A 23,152-nucleotide genomic window follows, 5' to 3' on the forward strand; every position below is an offset into this window, starting at 1 on the left:
CCCCGCCCCGCCCCCCCCCCCCCCCCCCCCCCCCCCCCCCCCCCCCCCCCCCGCGCTCGGGGTCGAAACGGCCCAGCCGCTCCAGGCTTTCGCGCATGGCGGCGATGCGCAATGCCAGCAGGTCCTCGAAATCGGCTTCGGACACGGCCGGGTAGCGCAGCGCCGGTTCGGCCAGTTCGTCGTAGCCCCGGCCCAGGAACTGCAGCAGGCAGATGCCATGGCCGAACGGGTCGCTCAGGTGGGCGATGCGGCCCCAGGCATGCGTGGCGGCCGGGTCTTCGAGCCGGGCGCCGGCCGCGACGGCCCGCGTCACGGCCGCGTCCACGTCGTCCACCACCACGTCCAGGTGCACCGGCGTCCAGTGCCGGGCGTAATCCCGCGGCTGGCGCGCCGCGCCCGCCGCCGGCGTGCCGGCGGCCTTCTCCAGCAGATAGATGGGAGCCTGGGCGCCGGACATTTCCGCCACCGCCGGCCCCAGGCGGCGCGTAAGGGTCAGCCCGAAAGCCTGTTCGTAGAAGCCGATGGCGCGCTCCAGGTCGGGCACGTCGATATTGATCAGGAGTCTCATGGGGGCGGTGGCGCGGGCAGGGACAGCCAACATAGCACGGCGGTCGCCGGTCGCGCGGCGCTAAAGAACCTCTGGGGATGACCGTAAAGTGAAATATGTGTTTGCCGATATGGCGACGTCATTTCAGCAAGCGTGAGCAAGGCCCTATCGTGCGTTACCCCCATATCCCCTGGCTGCCCCTGTTGTTCTATCCTGCGCTGCCGGTGGCGGCGGCGGCGGGGCTGCTGCTTTGGCAGGACTGGCCGCCCGCCCTGGCGCTGATCGTCCCCTACGTGCCCTGGGTGATGGCGCTGATCGGCATCGCCATCTGCCTGATGTACCAGCGTTCGCAGACCATGGCGCTGATGCTCAGCGTGCTGGTCGCCGCGGCGGCCTGGCCGGCTCTGGCGGAGCAGGCGCCGTGGGCGCTGGGGCCGGCGCTGGCCTGGTGGGCGCTGGCCTACACCATCAATGCCTTGTGGGCCGAGCGCTCCAGCGTGCTGCTGGACCTGGCCGCGCGGCTGGGCCTGATGGCCTCGGGCGCGGCCGCCATCGCGCTGGCGGGCAAGGAAGGCACGGCGGACTTCTTCAGCACGCTGGCCGTGCAAGGCGCGCTGGCGCGCCTGGGCGTTCCGGTCGAGGCGCTGGCCGCGCTGCTGGCGACCGGCCTGACGCTGACCCTGCTGCTGTTGCGCTATGGCCGTCCGCAGCAGGCCGGCCAGTGGCTGGGCTTCGTCTGCATGGCCTGGGCCCTGCCGCGCGGCGCACAGCATCCGATCGAGCTGGCGCTGATGTCGGCCGCCGCGCTGACCTCGCTATCCATTTCGCTGGCCCATGAAGGGTTCCACATGGCGTTCCGCGATGAGCTGACCGGGCTGCCGGGCCGGCGCGCGCTCAACGAAAAGCTGCAACGCATGGGCCGGGTCTATACGCTGGCGATGGCGGACGTGGATCATTTCAAGGCCTTCAACGATACCCATGGCCACGACGTGGGCGACCAGGTGCTGCGCATGGTCGCGGCGCAACTGCGCCGCGTGTCCGGCGGCGGCCATGCCTACCGCTATGGCGGCGAGGAGTTCACGCTGGTGTTTCCCGGCAAGACCGCGGCGGAAAGCATGCCGCACCTGGAAGCCGTGCGGCGCGCCATCGAGGCCTACCAGATGCGCCTGCGCGACAAGCCGGCCCGTCCTCGGACGGACCAGGCGGGCTTGCGCCGCCGTGGCGCCCGCGGCGGACGCAACACGCGGCCGTTGCGCGTGACGGTCAGCATCGGCGTGGCCGAGCGCGGCGACGCGTTGCGCGCGCCCGAGGCGGTCATCAAGGCGGCCGACCAGGCGCTTTACAAGGCCAAGGACGGTGGCCGCAACCAGGTGTGTTCCTACGGCGCGCGCCGGCGCGCCAACTCGGGCTGAAACGGCGCCACGCAGCGTCGGCTCCAGGGGGCGGGAAGTTGCGGCAGGCCGCCAGCGGCGTGTGCCGCCGCAGGGCGCTCAGTCGCCGGCCAGGCGCAGCGTCATCAGTCTTTCGTCGTGCATCACGCCGTTCACGCACAGCCCTTCCGGCTCGACGCCGTACTCCGCGAAGCCCAGGCTCTCGTACAGCGCGCGCGCGGCAAGATTGCCGGCCGTTACGCTCAGCTGCAGCTGGCGCACGCCGCGCATGCCGCCGGCGTGGTCGATGGCGGCCAGCATCAGCCGGCGCGCCAGTCCGCGCCCGCGCGCGGCCGGCGCCACGTACACGCTCCAGATCTGCGCCTTGTGGCGCATCTTCAATCTGTGCTGCCGGCCGACGCCGGTCATGCCGGCCAGCGCGCCGTCGATGAACACGCCGAACATGGCGTTCTCGATGTCGGTGGCGACCCAGGCGCGGATGTCGTCCAGCGTGAGCGTATGTTCCTCTTCGTAACTCGATCCGAACGCTTCAGGCGTTTCGCGCAAGGCGTCCAGGCGCAACTGGCGCAAGGGTGCGGCGTCGGTGGGCTTCAATCGTCGTATCAGCGGATCGGGCATGGCGGGGTGTTGGGAAATGGGCACGCCTTGCGGCGCGGCAATCCAGTATAGGGGGACGCTTGCCTATAATAGTTTTCAACGCCGCTAGCGGTTTTCTCCAAGGAGCCCTCGATGTTCGGTTTCCTCAAGACAAACCATGAAGCCAGGCGCGACGAAGTCCAGGCGGAGTTCGTGGCGCGGGTGGCCGCCGCCGCCCAGGACTTCGTACAGGCCGCCGGCCCGGACGGCGTCGGGCTGGACTACACGCCGGGCAGCATCCATGCGCTGGATGCCGCGCTCGAGGCCGCCCACGTCGGCGCGCTGGCCCTGACGCCGATGCAGACCGTGGGCGCGGCCGCCTACCTGTACGAGGTGGCGCGGCGCGAGCACGGCGGGTTGTACGAAGTCTGCGACGACGAGGACCCGGTGGTGCTGGTCTGCGGCGAGTCCGGCGCCCAGGTCTGCCTGGCCGCCATCGCCAAGGTCGAGCGACGCATCCGTTACGGGCAGGCCGAGGCTATCCCGCCTTACTTCGAACGTTTCATCGCGGCCCTGCATGCCGGCGAGGCCCTGACGCTGCGCTAGATCCCCGTTTTCCCGCCGTCGCGGCGGCCTGCCGCGACGCCGCTGGCGCGCCCGGCGGGGCATATGCGCAACACCCGCGGGCGGCTGCGAGCGCCCCGGGGCGGATTGCCTTGGGACTGAAAGAAAAAGCGCCCTACAATTCGGCCATTCCCGCACCCCGGCGGGCTTACGCGCCGCCTATCCCCAGGCGGTTTATTTACCGCAGTACACTCGCGTCCCTTATACGCGTCCGTTTGCCTTGCCCCAGGAGCGCCTGCATGAAATTCCGCTTCCCCATTTTCATCATCGACGAGGACTACCGTTCCGAGAACGCGTCCGGTCTTGGTATCCGTGCCCTGTCCGCCGCGATCGAGGCCGAGGGCGTCGAGGTGATCGGGGTGACCAGCTATGGCGACCTGAGTTCCTTCGCGCAGCAGCAGAGCCGCGCCAGCGCCTTCATCCTGTCGATCGACGATGAAGAGTTCGACGTGGACTCGCCCGAGGACGTGGCCAGCGCGATCAAGAACCTGCGCGCCTTCATCGGCGAGCTGCGCTTTCGCAACGCCGACATCCCGATCTACCTGTACGGCGAGACGCGCACGTCCGAGCACATCCCGAACGACATCCTGCGCGAGCTGCACGGCTTCATCCACATGTTCGAGGACACGCCCGAGTTCGTGGCGCGCCACATCATCCGCGAAGCGCGCAGCTACGTGGACAGCCTGCCGCCGCCGTTCTTCCGCGAGCTGGTGAAGTACGCGCAGGACGGCTCGTATTCCTGGCACTGCCCCGGCCACTCCGGCGGCGTGGCCTTCCTGAAGAGCCCCGTGGGCCAGATGTTCCACCAGTTCTTCGGCGAGAACATGCTGCGCGCCGACGTCTGCAACGCCGTGGATGAACTGGGTCAGCTGCTGGACCACACCGGCCCGGTGGCCGAGTCCGAGCTGAACGCCGCGCGCATCTTCCACGCCGACCACTGCTACTTCGTGACCAACGGCACGTCCACTTCGAACAAGGTGGTGTGGCACGCCAACGTCGCCGCCGGCGACGTGGTCGTGGTGGACCGCAACTGCCACAAGTCGATCCTGCACGCCATCACCATGACGGGCGCGATCCCGGTGTTCCTGCGCCCGACGCGCAATCACCTGGGCATCATCGGCCCGATCCCGCTGGAAGAATTCCACCCGGACAACATCCGCAAGAAGATCGAGGCCAATCCCTTCGCGCGCGAGGCCGTCAACAAGAACCCACGCATCCTGACGCTGACGCAAAGCACCTACGACGGCGTGATCTACAACGTCGAAATGATCAAGGAACAGCTCGGCAGCCACGTCGACACGCTGCACTTCGACGAAGCCTGGCTGCCGCACGCGGCGTTCCACGAGTTCTACCAGGACATGCACGCCATCGGCCAGGACCGCCCGCGCAGCAAGGACGCGATGGTGTTCGCCACGCACTCCACGCACAAGCTGCTGGCCGGCATTTCGCAGGCCTCGCAGATCATCGTGCAGGAGTCCGAGACCCGCAAGCTGGATCGCAACGTGTTCAACGAGGCGTACCTGATGCACACGTCCACGTCGCCGCAGTACGCGATCATCGCGTCCTGCGACGTGGCCGCCGCCATGATGGAGCCACCCGGAGGCACCGCGCTGGTCGAGGAAAGCATCCGCGAAGCCATGGACTTCCGCCGCGCCATGCGCAAGGTGGAATCCGAATTCGGCAAGAACGACTGGTGGTTCAAGGTCTGGGGCCCGAACCGCCTGGTGTCCGAAGGCATCGGCAACCGCGATGAATGGATCCTGGAGTCCAACGAGCATTGGCACGGCTTCGGCGACCTGGCCGAAGGCTTCAACATGCTGGACCCGATCAAGGCCACGATCATCACCCCGGGCCTGGACATGTCCGGCAGCTTCGGCGAGACCGGCATCCCGGCCGCGCTGGTGTCCAAGTACCTGACCGAGCACGGTGTGGTGGTCGAGAAGACCGGCCTGTATTCGTTCTTCATCCTGTTCACCATCGGCATCACCAAGGGTCGCTGGAACACGCTGCTGACCGCGCTGCAGCAGTTCAAGGACGACTACGACCGCAACCAGCCGCTGTGGCGCATCCTGCCTGACTTCTGCAAGGTGCATCGCCGCTACGAGCGCATGGGCCTGCGCGACCTGTGCCAGCAGATCCACGAGGCCTATCGCGAGCGCGACGTGGCCCGCCTGACCACCGAGATGTACCTGAGCGACATGGTGCCGGCGCTCAAGCCGTCCGACGCCTTCGCCCGCATGGCGCACCGCGAGGTCGAGCGCGTCGACATCGACAAGCTGGAAGGCCGCGTCACCGGCGTGCTGCTGACGCCGTACCCGCCGGGCATTCCGCTGCTGATCCCGGGCGAGCGCTTCAACCGCACCATCGTGCAGTACCTGCAGTTCGCGCGCGAGTTCAACGAGCGCTTCCCGGGCTTCGAGACCTACATCCACGGCCTGGCCGACGAAGTGGGCGAGGACGGCGAGAAGCGCTACTACGTCGACTGCCTGAAGGAAGAGTGATCCCGCAAGGATCCGGAGCTCCGATGTTGTTTGACGTTGCCGTGCTGGGCGCCGGCGCCGCGGGCATGATGTGCGCCGCGGTGGCTGGCCAGCGGGGCCTGCGCGTGGTCCTGGTGGACCACGCCGAGCGCCTGGCCGAGAAAATCCGCATTTCCGGCGGGGGCCGCTGCAATTTCACCAATCTCGGCGTCGGCCCCGCCAACTTCCTGTCCGAGAACCCGCACTTCTGCCGCTCGGCGCTGGCGGGCTATACGCCGCAGGATTTCCTGGCGCTGCTCAAGCGCCATCGCGTGTCCTGGCACGAGAAGCATCGCGGCCAGCTGTTCTGCGACGATTCCAGCGAATCCATCATCGGGCTGCTGCGCGCCGAGTGCGACGAAGGCCGGGTGGCCTGGCGCATGGGCTGTTCGGTGGCCGAGATCGCCCACGGCGAGCAGGGCTTCGAGCTGCGCACCAGCCAGGGCCTCATCCGTGCGGCCAAGCTGGTCGTGGCGACCGGCGGCATGGCGATCCCGCAGCTGGGCGCCACCGATTTCGGCCTGAAGATCGCGCGCCAGTTCGGCCTGAAAATCGTCGAGCCACGGCCCGCGCTGGTGCCGCTGACCTTCGACGCGGCGCAATGGCAGCCTTTGTCGGCGCTGTCCGGCGTGGCGCTGGAAGTGAGCCTGTCCACGGGGCAGGGCAAGGCGCGCGGCGAATTCCTCGAAGACCTGCTGTTCACGCATCGCGGGCTGTCGGGGCCGGCGATTTTGCAGATTTCCAGCTATTGGAAGCCGGGCGAGCCCATCGTGGTGGACCTGGCGCCGGGCCGTGACCTGGCCGCCGAGCTGCTGGATGCCAAGTCCGGCAACCGGCAGCAGCTGCACACGGTGCTGGCCGGGCTGTGGCCCAAGCGGCTGGCCGACGCCTGGCTGGCGCTGGCGGAGCAGGGCGGCAAGCCCGGACTGGCGGCCTTGAGACTGGCCGATGCGCCGGACAAGACGCTGCGCGGGTTGGCCCAGGACATTCATCAATGGACGCTGACGCCCAGCGGCACGGCCGGCTACAAGAAGGCCGAGGTCATGCGCGGCGGCGTGGATACGCGCGGGCTGGACCAGAAGTCCATGCAGGCGCGCACCGTGCCCGGCCTGTACTTCATCGGCGAGGCCGTGGACGTGACCGGCTGGCTGGGCGGCTACAACTTCCAGTGGGCCTGGGCCTCGGGCGTGGCCTGCGGCAAGGCGCTGTAGCCAGCCGGCGGGATTCAGCCCGGGTTCGCCAGTTCGTTCAGCACGTCCGCCAGCACGCGCGCGCCGGCGGCGAGGTCGGCGGGCGCGGTGTATTCGGTTTCGCAGTGGGTCAGGCCCAGATGCGAGGGGACGAATATCATCGCGCTGGGACTGTGCGGGTGCAGGTATCTGGCATCGTGGCCCGCCGTGGACAGGATGTCCCGATGGCGCAGTCCCAGGCGCGCCGCCGCCCGCCGGACGCGGTCCCGCATGGCCGGAGGGAATTCCAGCGAATCGGCTCGCGACAATTCCTCGACATGGACGTCGCAGGGCGCGGCGCTTGCCTGGCAGATCGGCGCGATCTGGTCGCCCAGGGCTTTGAGCCGGGTGCTGTCCGGATGCCGCAGGTCGATGGAGAACACGACCTCGCTGGCGACAACGGAAGGCGCATTCGGGCTGGCCAGGTATCGGCCCACCGTGAATTTCACGATGTCCTCTGGATCGTGCAAGGCGTGGGCCAGCGCTTGAATCATGCCGGTGGCCGCGAGCATGGCGTCCTTGCGTTCAGCCCGTCGCGAGGTGCCGGCATGGGCCGCCGCGCCCAGGACCTGGACGCGGAAGGTCCGCTTGCCCTGGATGCCGGTCACCACGCCGATCGTGTCTCCATGTTGTTCCAGCTCAGGGCCTTGCTCGATGTGCGCCTCCACGTAGGCGGCAACAGGAAGCCCCAGCTTGCGCTGCGGTATTTCCGGCAGCAGGCGGCGCACGTCGGCCAGGGCTTGCGCCACGCTAATGCCCGCGGCATCGGTCACAGCAAGGATCGCCGGCAGTGGACGGGCACCCGTGAAGGCGGCCGACCCCATCATGCCGGGTGCGTAGCGGGAGCCTTCCTCGTTCATCCAGGCGACGATCTCTATCGGGCGATGGGGCGTCACGCCGGTGGCGACAATGGCCTGGACGGCTTCCAGGGCCGCCAGCACGCCGTAGACGCCGTCCAGCTTGCCGCCGGTGGGCTGGCTGTCCAGATGAGAGCCCGATAGCACCGGAGCCGCATCGGCATCCAGGCCGGGCAGCCGCAGGAACAGATTGCCGGCCGGATCGGTGCAGGGCGACAAGCCGAGTTCGGCGCCCCATTCGATCAGCAGCCGCTGCGCCAATGCGTCTTCGCGCGTAAGCGCCTGGCGATTGACGCCGCCTTGGGCGGTGGCGCCGATGGCGGCCATGGCCGTCAGTCGTCGCGACAACCTGTCTTCATTCACGAAGCCGCTGGCGGGCTGGGCAGGGCAGACGCTCATGATGTTTTCATGATTTCGGCGGGGATCGCGCGGGGATCGCGCGGCAGCCACCGGCCCTGTTCGACCGTGGCGATGAAGTCCGCGACCAGCAGGTTGAACAGCGCGGGTTCTTCCAGGTTGAGCGTGTGGCCGGACTTGGGCAGGATGGCCAGGCCGCTGGCCGGGACGACTCGCTTCAGGAACAGGCCGGGCTGCAGGCAATGATCGTCTTCGTCTCCCGCCATGACCAGCAGGGGTACCTCCATCCGCCGCAAGCGGTCTTCGAGGTCGTAGAGCGAGGGCCTGCGCGCTTGTACGCCGCGCATGGTCATGGCGGAGCCCCGCGCGGAGTGCTCGCCCAGCCTGGCCGCGAACTCCTGCCAGCCGCGCGGGTCTTTCAGCTGGAAGGCGATGCGCGAGGCTGCCAGTGCATAGGTCTGGGCGAACGCGGGGGCTCCCTGGGCTTCGAACTGCCGGGCCACTTCCAGCGAGACGTCGCGAAAGTATGTCTCGTACGCCTTTTCAGCGCCGTAGCCGGCGCCGGCCACCACCAGGGACAGGGCCCTGTCCGGATGGCTCAGGCCGAAGTGCAGCGTGGCGAAGCCTCCCATGGACAGGCCCACGATATGCGCGCGCTCGATGGCCAGATGATCGAGCACGTCCAGAATGTCGCGCGTCGCGATGGCCTGCGAATAGTGCTCGAGATCGTCGGGCACGTCGGACGGCGGATAGCCGCGCGCACTGAAGACGATGCAGCGGTGGCGGCGGCTGAAATGCCGCATCTGGGGTTCCCAGCTGCGCGCGTCGCCGCCAAACTCATGGACGAAGACGATAGGCGTGCCCTGGCCGGCCTCTTCATGGAAGAGCCTGACGCCGTCCTGCGTAGTCAGATAGGACATGGCATTCCTCAGTATTGATTGGCGGGTACGTCAATGGCGCGCGCGCGTTCGACCATGGCCGGCAGCAGTTCGCAGAAGCGATCGGCCCATTTTTCCGGCACGGTCAGGCTGATCTTGACGAAGCGATGCCCGAAACGCTTCGTGTGGTAGCTGCCCTGGCGGATCATGACGCCGTGTTCCTGATATGCGGCCACGAGCGCCTCGGGCGTCACGCCGGCGTCCACCGTTTCCATCACGAGCAGATTGGCCTGCGAGGGGTAGACGGGGATGGACAGGCCTGGCACCGCCTGCGCCGCCCGCAGCACCTCGGCCTGGTTGCGCCGTTGACGGCGATTGATCTCGGGAAACCACTGCGCCTTGTTGCGCAGGCCGGCGATGGCAGCGCGCTGGGACAGCACGTTGCTGCCCAAGTTGTTCGGCGGCGCTGAGGCGAAGCGCTCGATCAGGCCGGCATTGGCGATTACGGCGCCCAGCCGCATGCCCGCCAGGCCCAGCCATTTGGAAAAGCTGTAAGTGAGGATGGTCTTTTCGGGATAGAACCGATAGGCGGGGGTGTGATGATCAGCGAAATGAAAGTAGGTGATGTCGTGGATCAGATACGCGCCGACCGAGCGGGCGATGGCGGCGAACTCGCGGATCTCCGCTGCCGTGTGGCAGGTGCCCAGGGGATTGTTGGGATCGACCAGATAGATGACTCCGGTGTTCTCGTTGACGGCGTCGCGCAGTTGTTCAGGCGTCAGCTTGTATTGCTGCGCGGGATCGTAGATCGGCAACTCCACCACCTTGCAGCCGTGGCGCGCGGCGAACTGCATGGGCCATGACCAGCTGGGATTGGTCGTGACGAAATCCTTGCCTGCCTCGCAGACATGGCTGCACACGTTGTACAGCGCTTCCACGGCGCCATCGGTCACCATCACCGAGGCGTCGGGCAGGCCGACATCCTGGCCGATGAGAGCCCTGAGCGTCTCGAATCCCAGCGGCGGCGCGTAGGCATGGTATTCGCCCTCGTCGAAGGCCTGGATGATGGCGTCGCGCAATGAAGGGTGGGGATCGAAGTGATTGGTGTTCTGGCCCAGCCACATCAATCCCGGGGTATTGCACAGCCTGTCGAAATAAGCGTTGCGTTCTTCAGCGTTGCTCATGGAGGGAACCCCTAGATGATGGAGCGGCGCGAGGCGATGCCGCCGTCGATGGTGACGATGGTGCCGGTGATATAGGCCGCGCGGTCCGAGGCGAGCCAGACGATCAGGTCGGCGACTTCGTCAGCCTGGGCGGCACGCTTGGCCGGGTACTTGTCGTACAGCTCTTCCCAGCGGTTTTCGTCGCCATACCAGTCCAGGGCGCGGCGCTTCATCATCTTGACCATGCGATCGGTCGCGACCGGACCGGGATTCACGCCGACCACGCGGATGCCGTCGTCCAGGCTCCAGCCGCCCACGCCCCGCGTGAAGGCCATCATGGCGGCATTGCCGGTGGTACCGATAATGTAGTTGGCATCCCAGTTTTCGCCGGAGTTGCCGATGTCGTTGATGATCACTCCGCCGCCGCGTTGTTTCATGCTGGCGTATAGCTCGCGGGTCAGCGTCACGTAGGAGAAGACCTTCATGTCCAGGCTGTTGCGCCAGTCCTGATCGCTCATTTTGTCGAGTGGGCCGGGGCTGGAATCGGCCGCGTTGTTCACCAGGATGTCGACGTTCTGGCAGGCTCGTGCGAGGGCCAGCGTGTTCTCGGTCCGCGAGAGATCGGTGACGTGGATGTGGACCCGGGCGCCGTATTCGCCCGCGATGCTGTCCTGCGCCTGTAGCAGGGCGTCTTCGGAACGCGCCGCCAGGTGCAGTTCGGCGATGCCTTCGGCGGCGAAGCGTCGCGCCGTGGCCAGGCCGATTCCCTTGGAGGCGCCGGTGACGAGCGCGGACTTGTTCTTGAAGTTCAATTCCATGGCGGTTCCTTTTGGTTGTGGCAATGCGCTAGACGGTCATGCGCGCCGGCACGCGCAGGATCAGCAGAGCGCCGATGACGAGCACCGCGCCAGACACATACATCGCGATGCTGGAGGTCTGGGTAAGGTCCCGCAGCCAGCCGATCAGGTATGGGCTGACGAAACCTGCCAGCGCGGCGAAGGAGTTGATCGCGGCGATGCCGGCGGCGGCGCCTTCGCCAGCCAGAAAGGACGACGGCAGCGCCCAGAACAACGGGCCCGGCGTGATCGCGCCCGCCGCGGCCAATGAAAGGCCGACGATGGCCAGCGGCACGTTGCCGCCGGCGTAGGCCACCAGTGCGTATCCCGCCGCGCCCGCGAACATGGGCACCGCGAGGTGCCAGCGACGCTCGCCGCTACGGTCGGAACTGCGGCCACAACACACCATCACGACGACGGCGACGGCGAAAGGGATAGCCGAGAGCAGGCCAATTTGCAGCGGTCCGGTGGCGCCAGCGGCCTTGATCAGGGTGGGCATCCAGAACGTCAGCCCGTACTGGCCCATGATCACGCAGAAATAGATCACCGCCATCAGCAGTACGCGCGGATCGCGGAACACCTGGCCGACGGTATGGGAGACCTGCAGGTTCGGCGGCGCGGCCCCGGTGAGGCCGGCCGCTATGCGGGCCTTTTCGTCGTTGTTCAGCCAGCGGGCATCCTCTGGCCTGCTGTCCAGGTAGAAGAGGGTCATGATGCCCAGCGCCAGTGAGGGAATGGCCTCCAGCACGAACATCCATTGCCAGCCGCTCCATCCTCGCGCGCCATGGAAGGCCTGGAGTATCCAGCCAGACAGCGGACCGCCCAGGATGCCGGCGACGGGGATCGCGATCATGAATAGCGCCAACGCCTGCGATCGCCGTCGGGGTGGGTACCACTGGCTGAGATAGACCACGATGCCGGGGTAGAAACCCGCTTCCGCGCAACCGAGCAGGAAGCGCAGCACATAGAACTGCATGGGGGTCGTGACCAGGCAGAACGCGCCCGATATCAAGGCCCAGGTGATCATGATGCGCGCGATCCAGACGCGCGCGCCCAATCGTCGCAGCATCAGGTTGCTGGGGACTTCCAGCAGGAAATAGCCGATGAAGAAGACGCCGGCGCCCAGCCCATACACCGTTTCGCTGAAGGCGAGCTCCGATGACATCTGGAGTTTGGCAAAGCCGATGTTGACGCGGTCCAGATAGGCCGCGGCATAGCAGAACATCAGGAACGGCAACAGCCGCCAGCCTACCTTCCTGTACAGGGCGTCATCGCCGCGCAGTGTGGCGCTCGCTGGCGGGTGCATTTCTATCGTGTTGCGCATGTGTAAGCCTCCGTCTGGGTTTGTGCAACCGTCGAAGGGCCACCAGCGTGCCGCGCGGGTAGGCTCCCCTTGCATGCATCTATGTATTCTTAAATTTTCTTCTTGTATTCAAAATATATGCTTTGTGAATACAAGAGAAAAGAATTTCAGTGCTGGGACTTTCCCTGAGCCCGGCAGCGAGGGGAGGGCTGGATACGCGGGCATGCAGATATGTCGAACGGGCGGATGCTGTGTATATGGCCCTGTTTTGCGTACACTTTGCCTAACCTTGCCGCCCTTACTTCATGGAGTGACGCGTGACCCGCGCCGAGCAGATTCTCAGCACCTTGGAAAACGAAATCCTCTCGGGTCGGCTGGCGCCCGGCGCACGCCTCGAGGAGATCGAACTGGCGGAACGCTTCAACTGCTCGCGTACTCCCATACGCGAGGCATTGAGGCAATTGGCGTCGGAGGCGCTGGTGACGATGCGGCCGCGCCAGCCGGCGATGGTGGCGGCGTTGTCGGCGCGCAAGCTGCTGGAAATGTTCCAGGTGATGGCGGAACTGGAGGGCTTGTGCGCGCGCCTGGCGGCCCGGCGAGCGACAGCCGAGCAATTGCAGCGGCTGCGCGCCACGCAAGTGGAGCTGCAGGCTTGCGCCAACACCGATCGGATCGACGATTTCTACGAGGCCAACCGGCGCTTCCACGAGGTGATCTACGAGGCGAGCCAGAATGAGTTCCTGGCCGAACAGACGCGGAGCTTGCGCAACCGGGTCTCCACCTACCGCAAGCTCGTGACCCAGAAGTTGCGGCGCCGGCTGGATACGATCGACGAACACGAGCAGGTCATCGCCGCGATAGCCGCGGGCGACAGCGACGCCGCAGCGCGAGCCATGACGACCCACGTCAATCTACTGGGCGAGCAGATGCTGGATTTCATTGCGCTGTTCCCGGAGCCGGCGCAGCCCTGAACCCAAGGCGCGTGCCTGCTCCGGCGCGTGGCCGGACTGGCGGCAGGTTTGGCATGGGCCAGGCTTCTTGCATTTTATAAATGAAAACCAATATCATTTATATTTGCATGAAATAAAACCTCGGAGACTGCGCATGCCTTACATCCTGCCCTCGCTATCCTACGCCTATGACGCGCTGGAGCCGCACATCGATGCGCTGACGATGGAGATCCATCACGGCAAGCATCACCAGACCTACGTCAACAATCTGAACGCCGCCCTGGAAGGCGCCGGCCTGTCGACCGATGAACCGGTCGAGTCGCTGGTGGCGCGGCTGGACCAGCTGCCCGCCGCCATCACCGCGGCGGTGCGCAACAACGGCGGCGGCCATGCCAACCACAGCCTGTTCTGGACCGTGATGTCGCCGCGCGGCGGCGGCGCGCCCGACGGCGCGCTGGCGCAGGCCATCGCGTCCGACCTCGGCGGGCTGGACGCTTTCCGCGAAGCCTTCACCAAGGCCGCGCTGACCCGCTTCGGCAGCGGCTGGGCCTGGCTGTCGGTGACGCCGGCCGGCAAGCTCGTGGTCGAGAGCAGCGCCAACCAGGACAGCCCGCTGATGCACGGCAATACCCCGATCCTGGGCCTGGACGTATGGGAGCACGCCTACTACCTGAAGTACCAGAACCGCCGTCCCGAGTACATCGGCGCGTTCTACAACGTGATCGATTGGTCCGAGGTGGCGCGCCGCTACGCCGCCGCCGTGGGCTGATCGCGGTTAGGCCAGCGAGGCGCCCATGAACACATTCAGCCGACACCGGATCCGGCCGGCCGCCACCAGCGTCAGCATCTGGACGCTGGCCGTGCTGGTGTCCTGCCTGGCCCTGTACCAGCTTTGGGTCTGCCTGGACGTGCGCGCGCCGCACGTGGCCGACGCGCTGCTGGGCGGCATGATGGCCGCCGCCGCGACCGCGCTGGGCACGCTGCCCGTGCTGTTCGCCCAGACCTTGCCGCAGAAAGTGCAGGACAGCCTGTACGGCTTTGGCGCCGGCGTGATGTTGGCCGCCAGCGCCTTCTCTCTGGTGGCGCCCGGCATCGCCGCGGCGGGCGAGCTGGGGCATGGCCCCTGGGGCGCCGGCATCCTGGTGGGCGCCGCCATCCTGCTGGGCGCGGCGGTGCTGCTGCTGATGGACCGCTGCCTGCCGCACGAGCATTTCATCAAGGGCAGGGAAGGCATCGAGGCGCATCGCCTGCGCCGCACCTGGCTGTTCGTGTTCGCCATCACGCTGCACAACCTGCCCGAAGGGCTGGCCATCGGCGTGGGCTATGCCGGCAACGACCCGCTGCGCGGCACGGCGCTGGCCACCGGCATCGCCATCCAGGACATTCCCGAAGGGCTGGTGGTGGCGGTGGCGCTGATGGCCGCTGGTTACAAGCGCGCCTTCGCGGTGGCGCTGGGCATGCTGTCGGGCCTGGTCGAGCCGCTGGGCGCGGTGCTGGGCGCTGCCGTGGTGGGCTGGTCGGCGGCCTTGCTGCCGTGGGGACTGGGCTTTGCCGCCGGGGCCATGCTGTTCGTCATCAGCCATGAAATCATTCCCGAATCGCACCGCAAGGGACACGAGGTCCATGCCACCGGCGGGCTGATGCTGGGCTTCGTGCTGATGATGTTGCTGGACACCGCGCTGGGTTAGTGGCGGCGGCTTGCTCCCGGTCTGTCGCGGCCGCCCGAACGGCGCGCGGACTGCCGGGTTTCCTCGCTTTCCGGCGCCCGGGGTTTCGATGTATGCTTGCGCCGCTGTCACGCATGTTGCGGGAGAGAGCGGCCATCAAGCTGGCCGCCGCCGAAGGCGCAATTCGCCCGGAATCGCTCAGGTAACCCATACCGTCCATGCTTGCCCTGTCCCGGTTTTCGGTCGACGCGGCAAAACAGCACTCTGGAGAGACCTGGCGCCGCGCCTTTCAGGCCGTCCCGAATGGGGACGTAGCGGGCAGCCCAGGCGCCGAAGGTGCACACCCGCCACGCGGGGCAACTCTCAGGCAAAAGGACAGAGGGGCGGAAGATTCAGCCGTGCCGTGGACGCGTGTCCGCTGGCGGCTTTCCGCAACCCTGGCAACGCTGCCGCTCCGGAGTTCCCGCGCATGTCCGCAACCCTCAAACGCACCCCGCTGGCCGACGAACACATCGCCTCCGGCGCCCGAATGGTCGACTTCGGCGGCTGGGACATGCCGCTGGCCTACGGCTCGCAGTTGGAAGAGCACCACGCCGTGCGCCAGGACGCCGGCATGTTCGATGTCTCGCACATGCTCAACGTCGACGTGACCGGCCCGGACGCCTTCGCCTTCCTGCAACGCCTGGTCGCCAACGACGTGGCCAAGCTGACCGTGCCGGGCAAGGCGCTGTACAGCTGCATGCTCAATCCGCAGGGCGGCGTGATCGACGACCTGATCATCTATTTCTTCGCCGCCGATGAGTGGCGCGTCGTGGTCAATGCCGGCACCGCCGACAAGGACATCGCCTGGATGCAGCGCGTCCGGCAGTCCGGCAAGTTCGACGTGGCCATCGCGCCGCGCCGCGACCTGGCCATGATCGCCGTGCAGGGCCCCAACGCCCGCGCCAAGGTCTGGGCCGCGCGTCCGGCCTGGCAGGCCGCCAGCGAACCGCTGACCCCGTTCGTGGCCGCCCAGGTGGGCGACGACACGCTGGTGGCCCGCACCGGCTATACCGGCGAGGACGGCTTCGAGATCGTGCTGCCCGCCACGCAGGCCGTCGCGCTGTGGCGCGACCTGGCGGCGCAGGGCGTGCGTCCCTGCGGCCTGGGCGCGCGCGACACGCTGCGCCTGGAAGCCGGCATGAACCTCTACGGCCAGGACATGGACGAGCTGATCCAGCCCGACCAGGCCGGCCTGACCTGGACGGTGTCGCTGAAGAACGCCGAGCGCCGCTTCATCGGCCGCGACGCGCTGGAACAATTCGCCAACCCGGCCGCCTTCCTGGGCCTGAAGCTGCAGGAGCGCGGCGTGATGCGCGCCCACATGGCCGTGCGCGCCAAGCAGGGCGCGGGCGAGCTGACCAGCGGCACCATGTCGCCCACGCTGGGCGTGTCCATCGGCTTCGCCCGCCTGCCCGTGGGCGTGGCTCCCGGCGACACGGTCGAGGTGGACATCCGTGGCAAGTGGGTGCCCGCCCTGGTCTGCAAGCTGCCATTTGTCCGTAACGGCAAAGCCGTCGAACACTCGTAAACTCGAAGCTTCGCGCGCGCCGGCCGGCAGGCCCGCGCGCGAGGCGCGCAATCCCTTTCCCCCATCCGAATAGCCCCAGGAGTTCCCATGAGCCTGCCCACCGATCGCAAGTACACCGAGTCCCATGAATGGGTCAAAGCCGAAGGCGACGTGTTCGTCGTCGGCATCACCGACACCGCCCAGGACCAGCTGGGCGACCTGGTCTTCGTCGGCGACGTCAAGGTCGGCGCCAAGCTGGCCGCCGGCGAAACCGCCGGCGTGGTCGAGTCGGTCAAGGCCGCCTCCGACATCTACGCGCCCGTGGCCGGCGAGATCGTCGCCTTCAACGATGAGCTGGAAAGCAATCCCAACCTGATCAACGAGTCGGCCTTCACCGCCTGGATCTTCAAGATCAAGCCGGACAACGCCGCCGACGCGGACAAGCTGCTGGACGCCGCCGGCTACGAAGCCGTCGCCAACGGCTAAGCCCGTCCCGCGCGGGCCGGCCGCTGCCGCCGCCCGCCCGCGCGTTGCCATACCGATCGTCCCCGACGCTCACGCACCCGAGATCCTCCCCATGTCGCGCGCCCTAGACACCCACACCGACTTCATCCCCCGCCATATCGGCCCCTCCGACGCCGACCAGGCCGCCATGCTCGCCGTGATCGGCAGCCCCAGCCTGGACGCGCTGATCGAAGAAGTCGTGCCGCCCAAGATCCGCAGCCAGGCCCCGCTGGCGCTGCCGCCCTCGCGCAGCGAAACCGACGTGCTGGCCGAGCTCAAGCAGGTCGCCGGGCGCAACAAGGTCTACCGCAGCTACATCGGCCAGGGTTACTACGGCACGCAGACGCCCAACGTGGTGCTGCGCAACATTCTTGAGAATCCCGCCTGGTACACGGCCTACACGCCTTACCAGCCCGAGATCTCGCAGGGCCGTCTGGAGGCCCTGCTGAACTACCAGACCATGGTCGCCGACCTGACCGGGCTGGACATCTCCAACGCCTCGCTGCTGGACGAGAGCACGGCCGCCGCCGAAGCCATGACGCTGGCCCGCCGCAGCGCCAAGTCCAAGAGCCCGGTGTTCTTCATCTCGCGCCACGTGCACCCGCAGACCATCGAGGTCGTGCGCACCCGCGCCGAGGGCCTGGACATCGAAATCGCCGTGGGCGACGAGGCCGAAGGCCTGCCGGAATGCTTCGGCGTGCTGCTGCAATACCCGCACAGCACCGGCTCGGTGGCCGACTACCGCAAGCTGGCCGACGCCGCGCACGCGCAGGGCGCGGTGGTGGCCGTGGCCACGGACCTGCTGGCGCTGGCCGTGCTGGCCGCGCCGGGCGAGTGGGGCGCCGACATCGCCGTGGGCTCGGCCCAGCGTTTCGGCGTGCCGTTCGGTTTCGGCGGCCCGCATGCCGGCTTCATGGCCTGCAAGGACGCCTACAAGCGCAACATGGCCGGCCGCCTGGTCGGCGTGTCCAAGGACGCGCAGGGCAACCCGGCCATGCGCCTGGCGCTGCAAACGCGCGAGCAGCACATCCGCCGCGAAAAGGCCACTTCCAACATCTGCACCGCGCAGGTGCTGCTGGCCGTGATGGCCGGCATGTACGCCGTGTGGCACGGCCCGGCCGGCATCCGCCGCATCGCCAACCGCGTCAACCGCTACACCGCGATCCTGCGCGCCGAGCTGGTCAAGCTGGGCGTGAAGGTCGCCAACGACAGCTTCTTCGACACGCTGCTGCTGGAAACCGGCGCGGCCACGCCCGCCATCCTGACCGCGGCCGACTGCGCCCACGTCAACCTGCGCCGCGTCGACGGCGCGCGCCTGGCCGTCTCGCTGGACGAGACCGTCACCGCCGCCGACCTGCAGGCCCTGGTCAACGTGTTCGCCTCCGGCCTGGAACGCGATGATGTCGAGCTGGACATCGACGCGCTCGACGCCGCGGCCGCCAGCGGCATTCCCGCCGCCGTGGCCCGCGAAAGCGCCATCCTGAAGCATCCGGTGTTCTCCAGCGTGCAGTCGGAAACCGACATGCTGCGCTACCTGCGCAAGCTGGCCGACAAGGACCTGGCGCTGGACCGCACCATGATCCCGCTGGGCTCGTGCACCATGAAGCTGAACGCCACGGCCGAGATGATCCCCATCACCTGGCCCGAGTTCGCGCTGATCCACCCCTTCGCGCCCGCCTCGCAGAGCCAGGGCTACAAGGAATTGATCGACCGCCTGTCGGCCGCGCTGTGCGAAATCACCGGCTATGACAACATCAGCCTGCAGCCGAACTCCGGCGCGCAGGGCGAGTACGCCGGCCTGCTGGCGATTCGCGGCTACCACCAGGCCAACGGCCAGCATCAGCGCAACGTCTGCCTGATCCCCTCGTCGGCGCACGGCACCAACCCCGCCTCGGCCCAGCTGGCCGGCATGGATGTGGTGGTGGTGGCCTCCGACGCCAACGGCAACGTCGACCTGCCCGACCTGCGCGCCAAGATCGAACAGGTCGGCGACAAGCTGGCCGCGCTGATGATCACCTACCCGTCCACGCATGGCGTGTTCGAGGAAGCCGTGACCGAGATCTGCGAACTGGTGCACCAGGCCGGCGGCCAGGTCTACCTGGACGGCGCCAACATGAACGCCATGGTGGGCGTGGCCCAGCCCGGCAAGTTCGGTTCCGACGTCTCGCACCTGAACCTGCACAAGACCTTCTGCATCCCGCACGGCGGCGGCGGCCCGGGCGTGGGTCCGGTGGCGGTGCGCGCGCACCTGGCTCCGTACCTGCCGGGCGTGGTCAATGAACAAGGCAAGCTGCCCGGCGAAGCCAAGGTCGGCCCGGTCTCGGCCGCGCCTTTCGGTTCGGCCGGCATCCTGCCGATCCCGTTCGTGTACATCTCGCTGATGGGCGCCGACGGTCTGCGCCGCGCCACCGAAGTCGCGATCCTGAATGCGAACTACGTCGCCACCCGCCTGCGCGACCACTATCCGGTGCTGTACGCGGGTCGCAACGGCCGCGTGGCGCACGAGTGCATCCTGGATGTGCGTCCGCTCAAGGAAACCAGCGGCATCAGCGCCGAGGACATCGCCAAGCGCCTGATGGACTACGGCTTCCACGCGCCCACCATGAGCTTCCCGGTGGCCGGTACGCTGATGGTCGAGCCGACCGAATCGGAAAGCCAGGCCGAGCTGGACCGCTTCGTCGACGCCATGATCTCGATCCGCGAGGAAATCGCCCAGGTCGAGCGCGGCGAGCGCGACCGCGAGGACAACGTCCTGAAGAACGCGCCGCATACCGCGCAGATGCTGCTGGCCGAAGAGTGGCTGCACGACTACCCGCGCCAGCAGGCCGCCTACCCGGTGGCCTCGCTGCGCGACGGCAAGTACTGGCCGCCCGTGGCTCGCGTCGACAACGCCTATGGCGACCGCAATCTGGTCTGCGCCTGCCTGCCGGTCGAAGCCTACGCCTGAGGCGCATGACGGCCGCGCCGCGAGGCGGGGCCGTTGTGCCGGCGGGAGGAAAACCCTGGTTCCTGGAACCAGGGTTTTTTTTATCGCGCCCGCGGGGATGTGCAAGAATCAGGCGTGCGCGCGGCGCGGCCGCGCGGGGGGAGATCCTGATGAATACGCCTGCTTTCATTCTGGCCATCCTGGGGGCGCTGTGGCTGGGCGCGATGCTGCCGGGCCCGAGCTTCGTCATCGTCGCGCGCAGCGCCATCGGCCAGTCGCGCCTGGACGGTCTGGCCTCGGCGCTGGGCATGGGCATCGGCGGCATCCTGTTCGCCAGCCTAGCGCTGGCCGGACTTTATTCCGTGCTGCAAACCGTCGGGTGGCTGTACCTGGGCCTGAAGCTCGCCGGCGGCGCGTACCTGCTCTACATGTCGTACAAGATCTGGCGCGGCGCGAGCCAACCTTTCGCGCTGCCTGGCGCCGTGGCCGCGCGTTCAGGCAGCGCGCGCAAGTCGTTCTGGACGGGCCTTGCCACTCAGATGAGCAATCCCAAGACCGCCATCTGGTACGGCAGCATTTTCGCGGCCCTGTTGCCGCAGCAGCCGCCGGCCTGGGTGTATTTCGCCTTGCCGCCGCTGGTGTTCCTGGTCGAGTTCGGCTGGTATGCCATCGTCGCGCTGTGCTTCTCGGCCCAGGGGCCGAGGGCCATCTACCTGCGCGCGAAGAAATGGGTGGACCGGCTCGCCGCCTGCGCCATGGCCGCGCTGGGCCTGCGCCTGATCCTGACCGCGCGCAAGAGCGGCCTTTGACGCGGCGTCACGGGCATGGGAAATCTGGTTCTATTGCTGCTGGGCGTCGATTACCTGCGCAAGCGCGCGCTCGGGCTGGCCGTCGCCGGCTGGTTGCTCCTGGTTGCCGGCGCGGTGGTGTTCATCGACGCGCTGGACGGGGTGCTGTATTTCCCCCTGGACGGCTTTGCCGCGCTGATCGTGATCGAAGGGCTGGCGACGCTGGCCATCGCCAAGTCCGGCGTCGGCGGCCAGCGCGTGCTGCGCTATGTGAAGGGCCTGTTTGTGCTGACGGCCGGCGTGCTGGTCCTGGCGGGCGACCAACACGGGCATTTCGTGTTGTCTATGATCTTCGGCCTGCTGTTCCTGGTCGATGGGCTGATGCAGTGCATCGCCGCCTACGTGGTGCGCTACGCGCGCTGGCGCTATGTCTTCGCCTCGGGCGTGGCCGAGATCCTGCTGGCCATCTTCTTCTTTCAGCCCTATCCCACGCACTACGTGGGCACCGTGCCGTATTGCGTGGGCCTGTTCCTGGCCTTCTCCGGCTTCAAGCTGCTGGTGCTTGCACGCCGCGTCCGCACGCTGGGGGCCAATCCCGGGCTGGTCGTCAACGCACGGCCGGACTTCATGCCGACCGCGTCCGCTGGCCCGGCGCAGACTGTGTTCGACGGCCCGCCGCTGGAATCGGAGCGTGCCCTGACCGTGCACGTCTGGACCCCGTCCGGCTCGGCCAAGGCGCAGACGCGCAACTACCTGATGCTGAACCGCTACATCGCCGCCGTTGACGTCAACGGCGTCATCTCCACGGGGCACGCGGCGCTGGAATCGCCTGAAGGCGTGTATGTGAGCCTATACCCGGCGCAGGAGATCGACCGGTCTCCCGAACAGTTCGGCGCGCTGCTGCGCGCCACGGCCGAGAACGACGTGCCGGGCGTGTTCCAGCCCGACTACGCCACGGAAGCGCAGGCCTGGTGTCCGTCCACCACGCAGGTGCGCATCCGCAACTACGACGCGGCAAAGTTGCAGGCGTTCTGGGACGTCTACCGGCAGGATGCCACCTACAACCTGACGCATCGCAACTGTTCCAGCTCGGTATCGCGCGCGCTGGAGGCGGCGCTGGACGGCGTGGTCGGCCGGCTGCATGGTCCGCAGGCCGGCTGGCGCGTGCTGCTGCGGTTGCTGCTGACGCCGGAATTGTGGGTGGCCTCGCAGATCCGCAAGCGCGCGCTGACCATGGCCTGGACGCCGGGCCTGACGCTGGACTACGCGCGCGCGCTCAGCATGCTGGCCGACCCCCGGCCGTTCGGCTGGTGGCAGATGTCGCAGGCCGCGCTGCGCTTGATCAGGCTGCGGCGCGCGGCCTGGCGCAGCCAGGACCGGGAAGCCCAGGCGCGCAACGCGCAAGAGGCGCCCTCGTCGCAAGGCGCGCAATGATCCTCGCCATCCTGGCCGGTGTGACGATCGTGGCGGCGGCGGGGTGGGGCGCGGGCGCGCTGTGGTTCCAGTCGCCCCGTGGCGGTGCGTGGCGCGCGCTGTCCGTGGCGTGCTGGCTGGCGCTGGCCGGCGCGGCGTTGCTGGGCCTGGCGCTGGAACATGCCGCGCCGCTCTGGCTGTTCGGCGCCGCGCTGCTCGGCCTGCTGGCCTGGTGGCGGCTGGGGGTGCGGCCGTCCAATGCGCGCAGCTGGATGCCCGAAGTGGCGCGGACGACGTGCGGCGACATCGACGGCGACCGGGTCACGCTGCACGACGTGCGCGATTTCGACTGGCGCACGCGCAGCGACTACGACGTGCGCTGGCGCACCGAGACCTACGATCTGTCGCGTCTGGAATCGGTGGATGTCGCGCTGTCGTACTGGGGGCGCCCCGCGATCGCCCATGCGCTGGTGTCCTTTGGCTTCGGCGACGGCCGGCACGTGGTGTTCTCGGTCGAGGTACGCCGCAAGCTGGGCGATGCGTTCTCCGAGATCGGGGGCTTCTTCCGCCAGTACGAGCTGTCGGTGCTGGCGTCCACCGAAGAGGACAGCCTGCGGGTACGCACCAATGTGCGCGGCGAGGACGGTTACCTGTATCGCGTGCACATGCCCGAGGGCGGGGCGCGCGCGTTGTTCCTGGCCTATGTCGAGACGGCCAACGGGCTGGCGCGTCAACCGCGCTTCTACAACACGCTGACCGCCAATTGCATCACCATCGTGTACCAGCTGGCCCGGCGCATCGTGCCAGGGCTGCCGATGGACTACCGGCTGCTGCTGTCCGGCTATCTGCCCGAATACCTGTATCGCATCGGCGCGCTGCGCGGAGCGGACAGCGCGCGGGCCTATCGCGACGCCGGCCGCTATACCGACCGCGCGCGCGCCACGGCCGACGCGGCGCAGTTCTCGCGCAATATCCGCCAGGGCGTGCCCGGCGAATGAGGAGGGCTTTCTTGCCGCGTGCGCCGACTGCCCCCGATGGGGGCAGTTTTCATCTTGGGACGGCCCGGCTATGAAAA

General features: G+C 67.7%; 20 protein-coding genes and 2 riboswitches. Of the genes, 13 read left to right on the forward strand and 7 right to left on the reverse strand.

The genetic code is table 11. The features are described 5' to 3' along the window. On the reverse strand, nt 1-568 hold a 568-nt coding region (locus ACEU5R_RS28320; protein WP_392413087.1), incomplete at its 3' end, for a VOC family protein. Nucleotides 569-717: 149 nt separating this feature from the next. Here ACEU5R_RS28320 and ACEU5R_RS28325 point away from each other — a divergent pair. Beyond that, nucleotides 718-1,959: a diguanylate cyclase gene (locus ACEU5R_RS28325; RefSeq protein ID WP_103271128.1), complete on the forward strand. Its 1,242-nt coding sequence runs from the start codon at nt 718-720 to the stop codon at nt 1,957-1,959. A 78-nt stretch (nt 1,960-2,037) separates the two neighbouring features. Here the strand turns inward: ACEU5R_RS28325 and ACEU5R_RS28330 are convergent, their stop codons facing one another. After that, nucleotides 2,038-2,580: a GNAT family N-acetyltransferase gene (locus ACEU5R_RS28330; RefSeq protein WP_392413088.1), complete on the reverse strand. Its 543-nt coding sequence runs from the start codon at nt 2,578-2,580 to the stop codon at nt 2,038-2,040. Nucleotides 2,581-2,667: 87 nt separating this feature from the next. Between ACEU5R_RS28330 and ACEU5R_RS28335 the strand changes: the two genes are divergently transcribed. The 3 genes from ACEU5R_RS28335 to ACEU5R_RS28345 all read left to right on the forward strand — a co-directional run bounded on the left by ACEU5R_RS28335 (nt 2,668) and on the right by ACEU5R_RS28345 (nt 6,868). Then, complete coding sequence (locus ACEU5R_RS28335; protein WP_392413090.1) at nt 2,668-3,120, forward strand: hypothetical protein; 453 nt, start codon at nt 2,668-2,670, stop codon at nt 3,118-3,120. Nucleotides 3,121-3,377: 257 nt separating this feature from the next. Next, entirely contained in the window at nt 3,378-5,639 is a 2,262-nt protein-coding gene (locus ACEU5R_RS28340) for an arginine/lysine/ornithine decarboxylase (RefSeq protein ID WP_103271125.1), read from the forward strand. Between the two features lie 23 nt (nt 5,640-5,662). After that, entirely contained in the window at nt 5,663-6,868 is a 1,206-nt protein-coding gene (locus ACEU5R_RS28345; protein ID WP_392413092.1) for an NAD(P)/FAD-dependent oxidoreductase, read from the forward strand. A gap of 14 nt (nt 6,869-6,882) precedes the next feature. On the opposite strand, the gene ACEU5R_RS28350 is transcribed toward ACEU5R_RS28345, so the two are convergent. Genes ACEU5R_RS28350 through ACEU5R_RS28370 form a run of 5 tightly spaced genes read right to left on the reverse strand, consistent with a single transcriptional unit; the run spans nt 6,883 to nt 12,301 of the window. Beyond that, nucleotides 6,883-8,142 (reverse strand): M20 family metallo-hydrolase, encoded by a 1,260-nt coding sequence (locus ACEU5R_RS28350; protein ID WP_392413094.1) that lies wholly within the window; start codon nt 8,140-8,142, stop codon nt 6,883-6,885. Further along, nucleotides 8,139-9,020: an alpha/beta fold hydrolase gene (locus ACEU5R_RS28355; protein WP_392413096.1), complete on the reverse strand. Its 882-nt coding sequence runs from the start codon at nt 9,018-9,020 to the stop codon at nt 8,139-8,141. Before ACEU5R_RS28355 ends, ACEU5R_RS28350 begins: the two co-directional genes overlap by 4 nt. An 8-nt stretch (nt 9,021-9,028) precedes the next feature. Then, complete coding sequence (locus tag ACEU5R_RS28360) at nt 9,029-10,162, reverse strand: pyridoxal phosphate-dependent aminotransferase (RefSeq protein WP_392413098.1); 1,134 nt, start codon at nt 10,160-10,162, stop codon at nt 9,029-9,031. An 11-nt stretch (nt 10,163-10,173) separates the two neighbouring features. Then, nucleotides 10,174-10,959 (reverse strand): short-chain dehydrogenase/reductase, encoded by a 786-nt coding sequence (locus ACEU5R_RS28365; RefSeq protein ID WP_392413099.1) that lies wholly within the window; start codon nt 10,957-10,959, stop codon nt 10,174-10,176. A gap of 28 nt (nt 10,960-10,987) precedes the next feature. Further along, nucleotides 10,988-12,301 (reverse strand): MFS transporter, encoded by a 1,314-nt coding sequence (locus ACEU5R_RS28370; RefSeq protein ID WP_392413101.1) that lies wholly within the window; start codon nt 12,299-12,301, stop codon nt 10,988-10,990. 296 nt (nt 12,302-12,597) lie between these two features. Between ACEU5R_RS28370 and ACEU5R_RS28375 the strand changes: the two genes are divergently transcribed. The 9 genes from ACEU5R_RS28375 (at nt 12,598) to ACEU5R_RS28415 (ending at nt 23,075) form a co-directional block, all read left to right on the forward strand. Further along, nucleotides 12,598-13,251 carry a GntR family transcriptional regulator gene (locus ACEU5R_RS28375; protein WP_392413103.1) on the forward strand — a complete coding sequence of 218 codons (654 nt, stop codon included), beginning with the start codon at nt 12,598-12,600 and terminating at the stop codon, nt 13,249-13,251. A 133-nt stretch (nt 13,252-13,384) separates the two neighbouring features. Then, nucleotides 13,385-13,999, forward strand: coding sequence for a superoxide dismutase (locus tag ACEU5R_RS28380; protein WP_392413105.1), 615 nt, complete (start codon nt 13,385-13,387; stop codon nt 13,997-13,999). 25 nt (nt 14,000-14,024) lie between these two features. Continuing rightward, nucleotides 14,025-14,918, forward strand: coding sequence for a ZIP family metal transporter (locus ACEU5R_RS28385; RefSeq protein WP_392413107.1), 894 nt, complete (start codon nt 14,025-14,027; stop codon nt 14,916-14,918). Between the two features lie 109 nt (nt 14,919-15,027). Then, a riboswitch (glycine riboswitch) is annotated at nt 15,028-15,122 on the forward strand. 29 nt (nt 15,123-15,151) lie between these two features. Then, nucleotides 15,152-15,286, forward strand: a riboswitch (glycine riboswitch). Nucleotides 15,287-15,366: 80 nt separating this feature from the next. Then, nucleotides 15,367-16,467 carry a glycine cleavage system aminomethyltransferase GcvT gene (gcvT, locus tag ACEU5R_RS28390; protein WP_392413109.1) on the forward strand — a complete coding sequence of 367 codons (1,101 nt, stop codon included), beginning with the start codon at nt 15,367-15,369 and terminating at the stop codon, nt 16,465-16,467. 87 nt (nt 16,468-16,554) lie between these two features. Continuing rightward, a complete protein-coding gene (gcvH, locus tag ACEU5R_RS28395) occupies nt 16,555-16,932 on the forward strand; it encodes a glycine cleavage system protein GcvH (RefSeq protein ID WP_103271120.1) in 378 nt (125 codons plus the stop codon). 91 nt (nt 16,933-17,023) lie between these two features. After that, nucleotides 17,024-19,897 (forward strand): aminomethyl-transferring glycine dehydrogenase, encoded by a 2,874-nt coding sequence (gene gcvP, locus ACEU5R_RS28400; RefSeq protein ID WP_103271119.1) that lies wholly within the window; start codon nt 17,024-17,026, stop codon nt 19,895-19,897. A gap of 149 nt (nt 19,898-20,046) precedes the next feature. Further along, the gene (locus ACEU5R_RS28405) at nt 20,047-20,685 is read left to right on the forward strand and encodes a LysE family translocator (RefSeq protein WP_103271118.1); all 639 of its coding nucleotides are present in this window, start codon (nt 20,047-20,049) and stop codon (nt 20,683-20,685) included. 15 nt (nt 20,686-20,700) lie between these two features. After that, a complete protein-coding gene (locus tag ACEU5R_RS28410; protein WP_392413112.1) occupies nt 20,701-22,098 on the forward strand; it encodes an HdeD family acid-resistance protein in 1,398 nt (465 codons plus the stop codon). After that, nucleotides 22,095-23,075: a DUF4105 domain-containing protein gene (locus ACEU5R_RS28415; protein ID WP_103271116.1), complete on the forward strand. Its 981-nt coding sequence runs from the start codon at nt 22,095-22,097 to the stop codon at nt 23,073-23,075. Before ACEU5R_RS28410 ends, ACEU5R_RS28415 begins: the two co-directional genes overlap by 4 nt. Nucleotides 23,076-23,152: the final 77 nt, after the last annotated feature.

This window comes from Achromobacter sp. 413638 (assembly GCF_043119405.1).
In the GTDB taxonomy this organism is placed as follows: Bacteria; Pseudomonadota; Gammaproteobacteria; order Burkholderiales; family Burkholderiaceae_B; genus Achromobacter.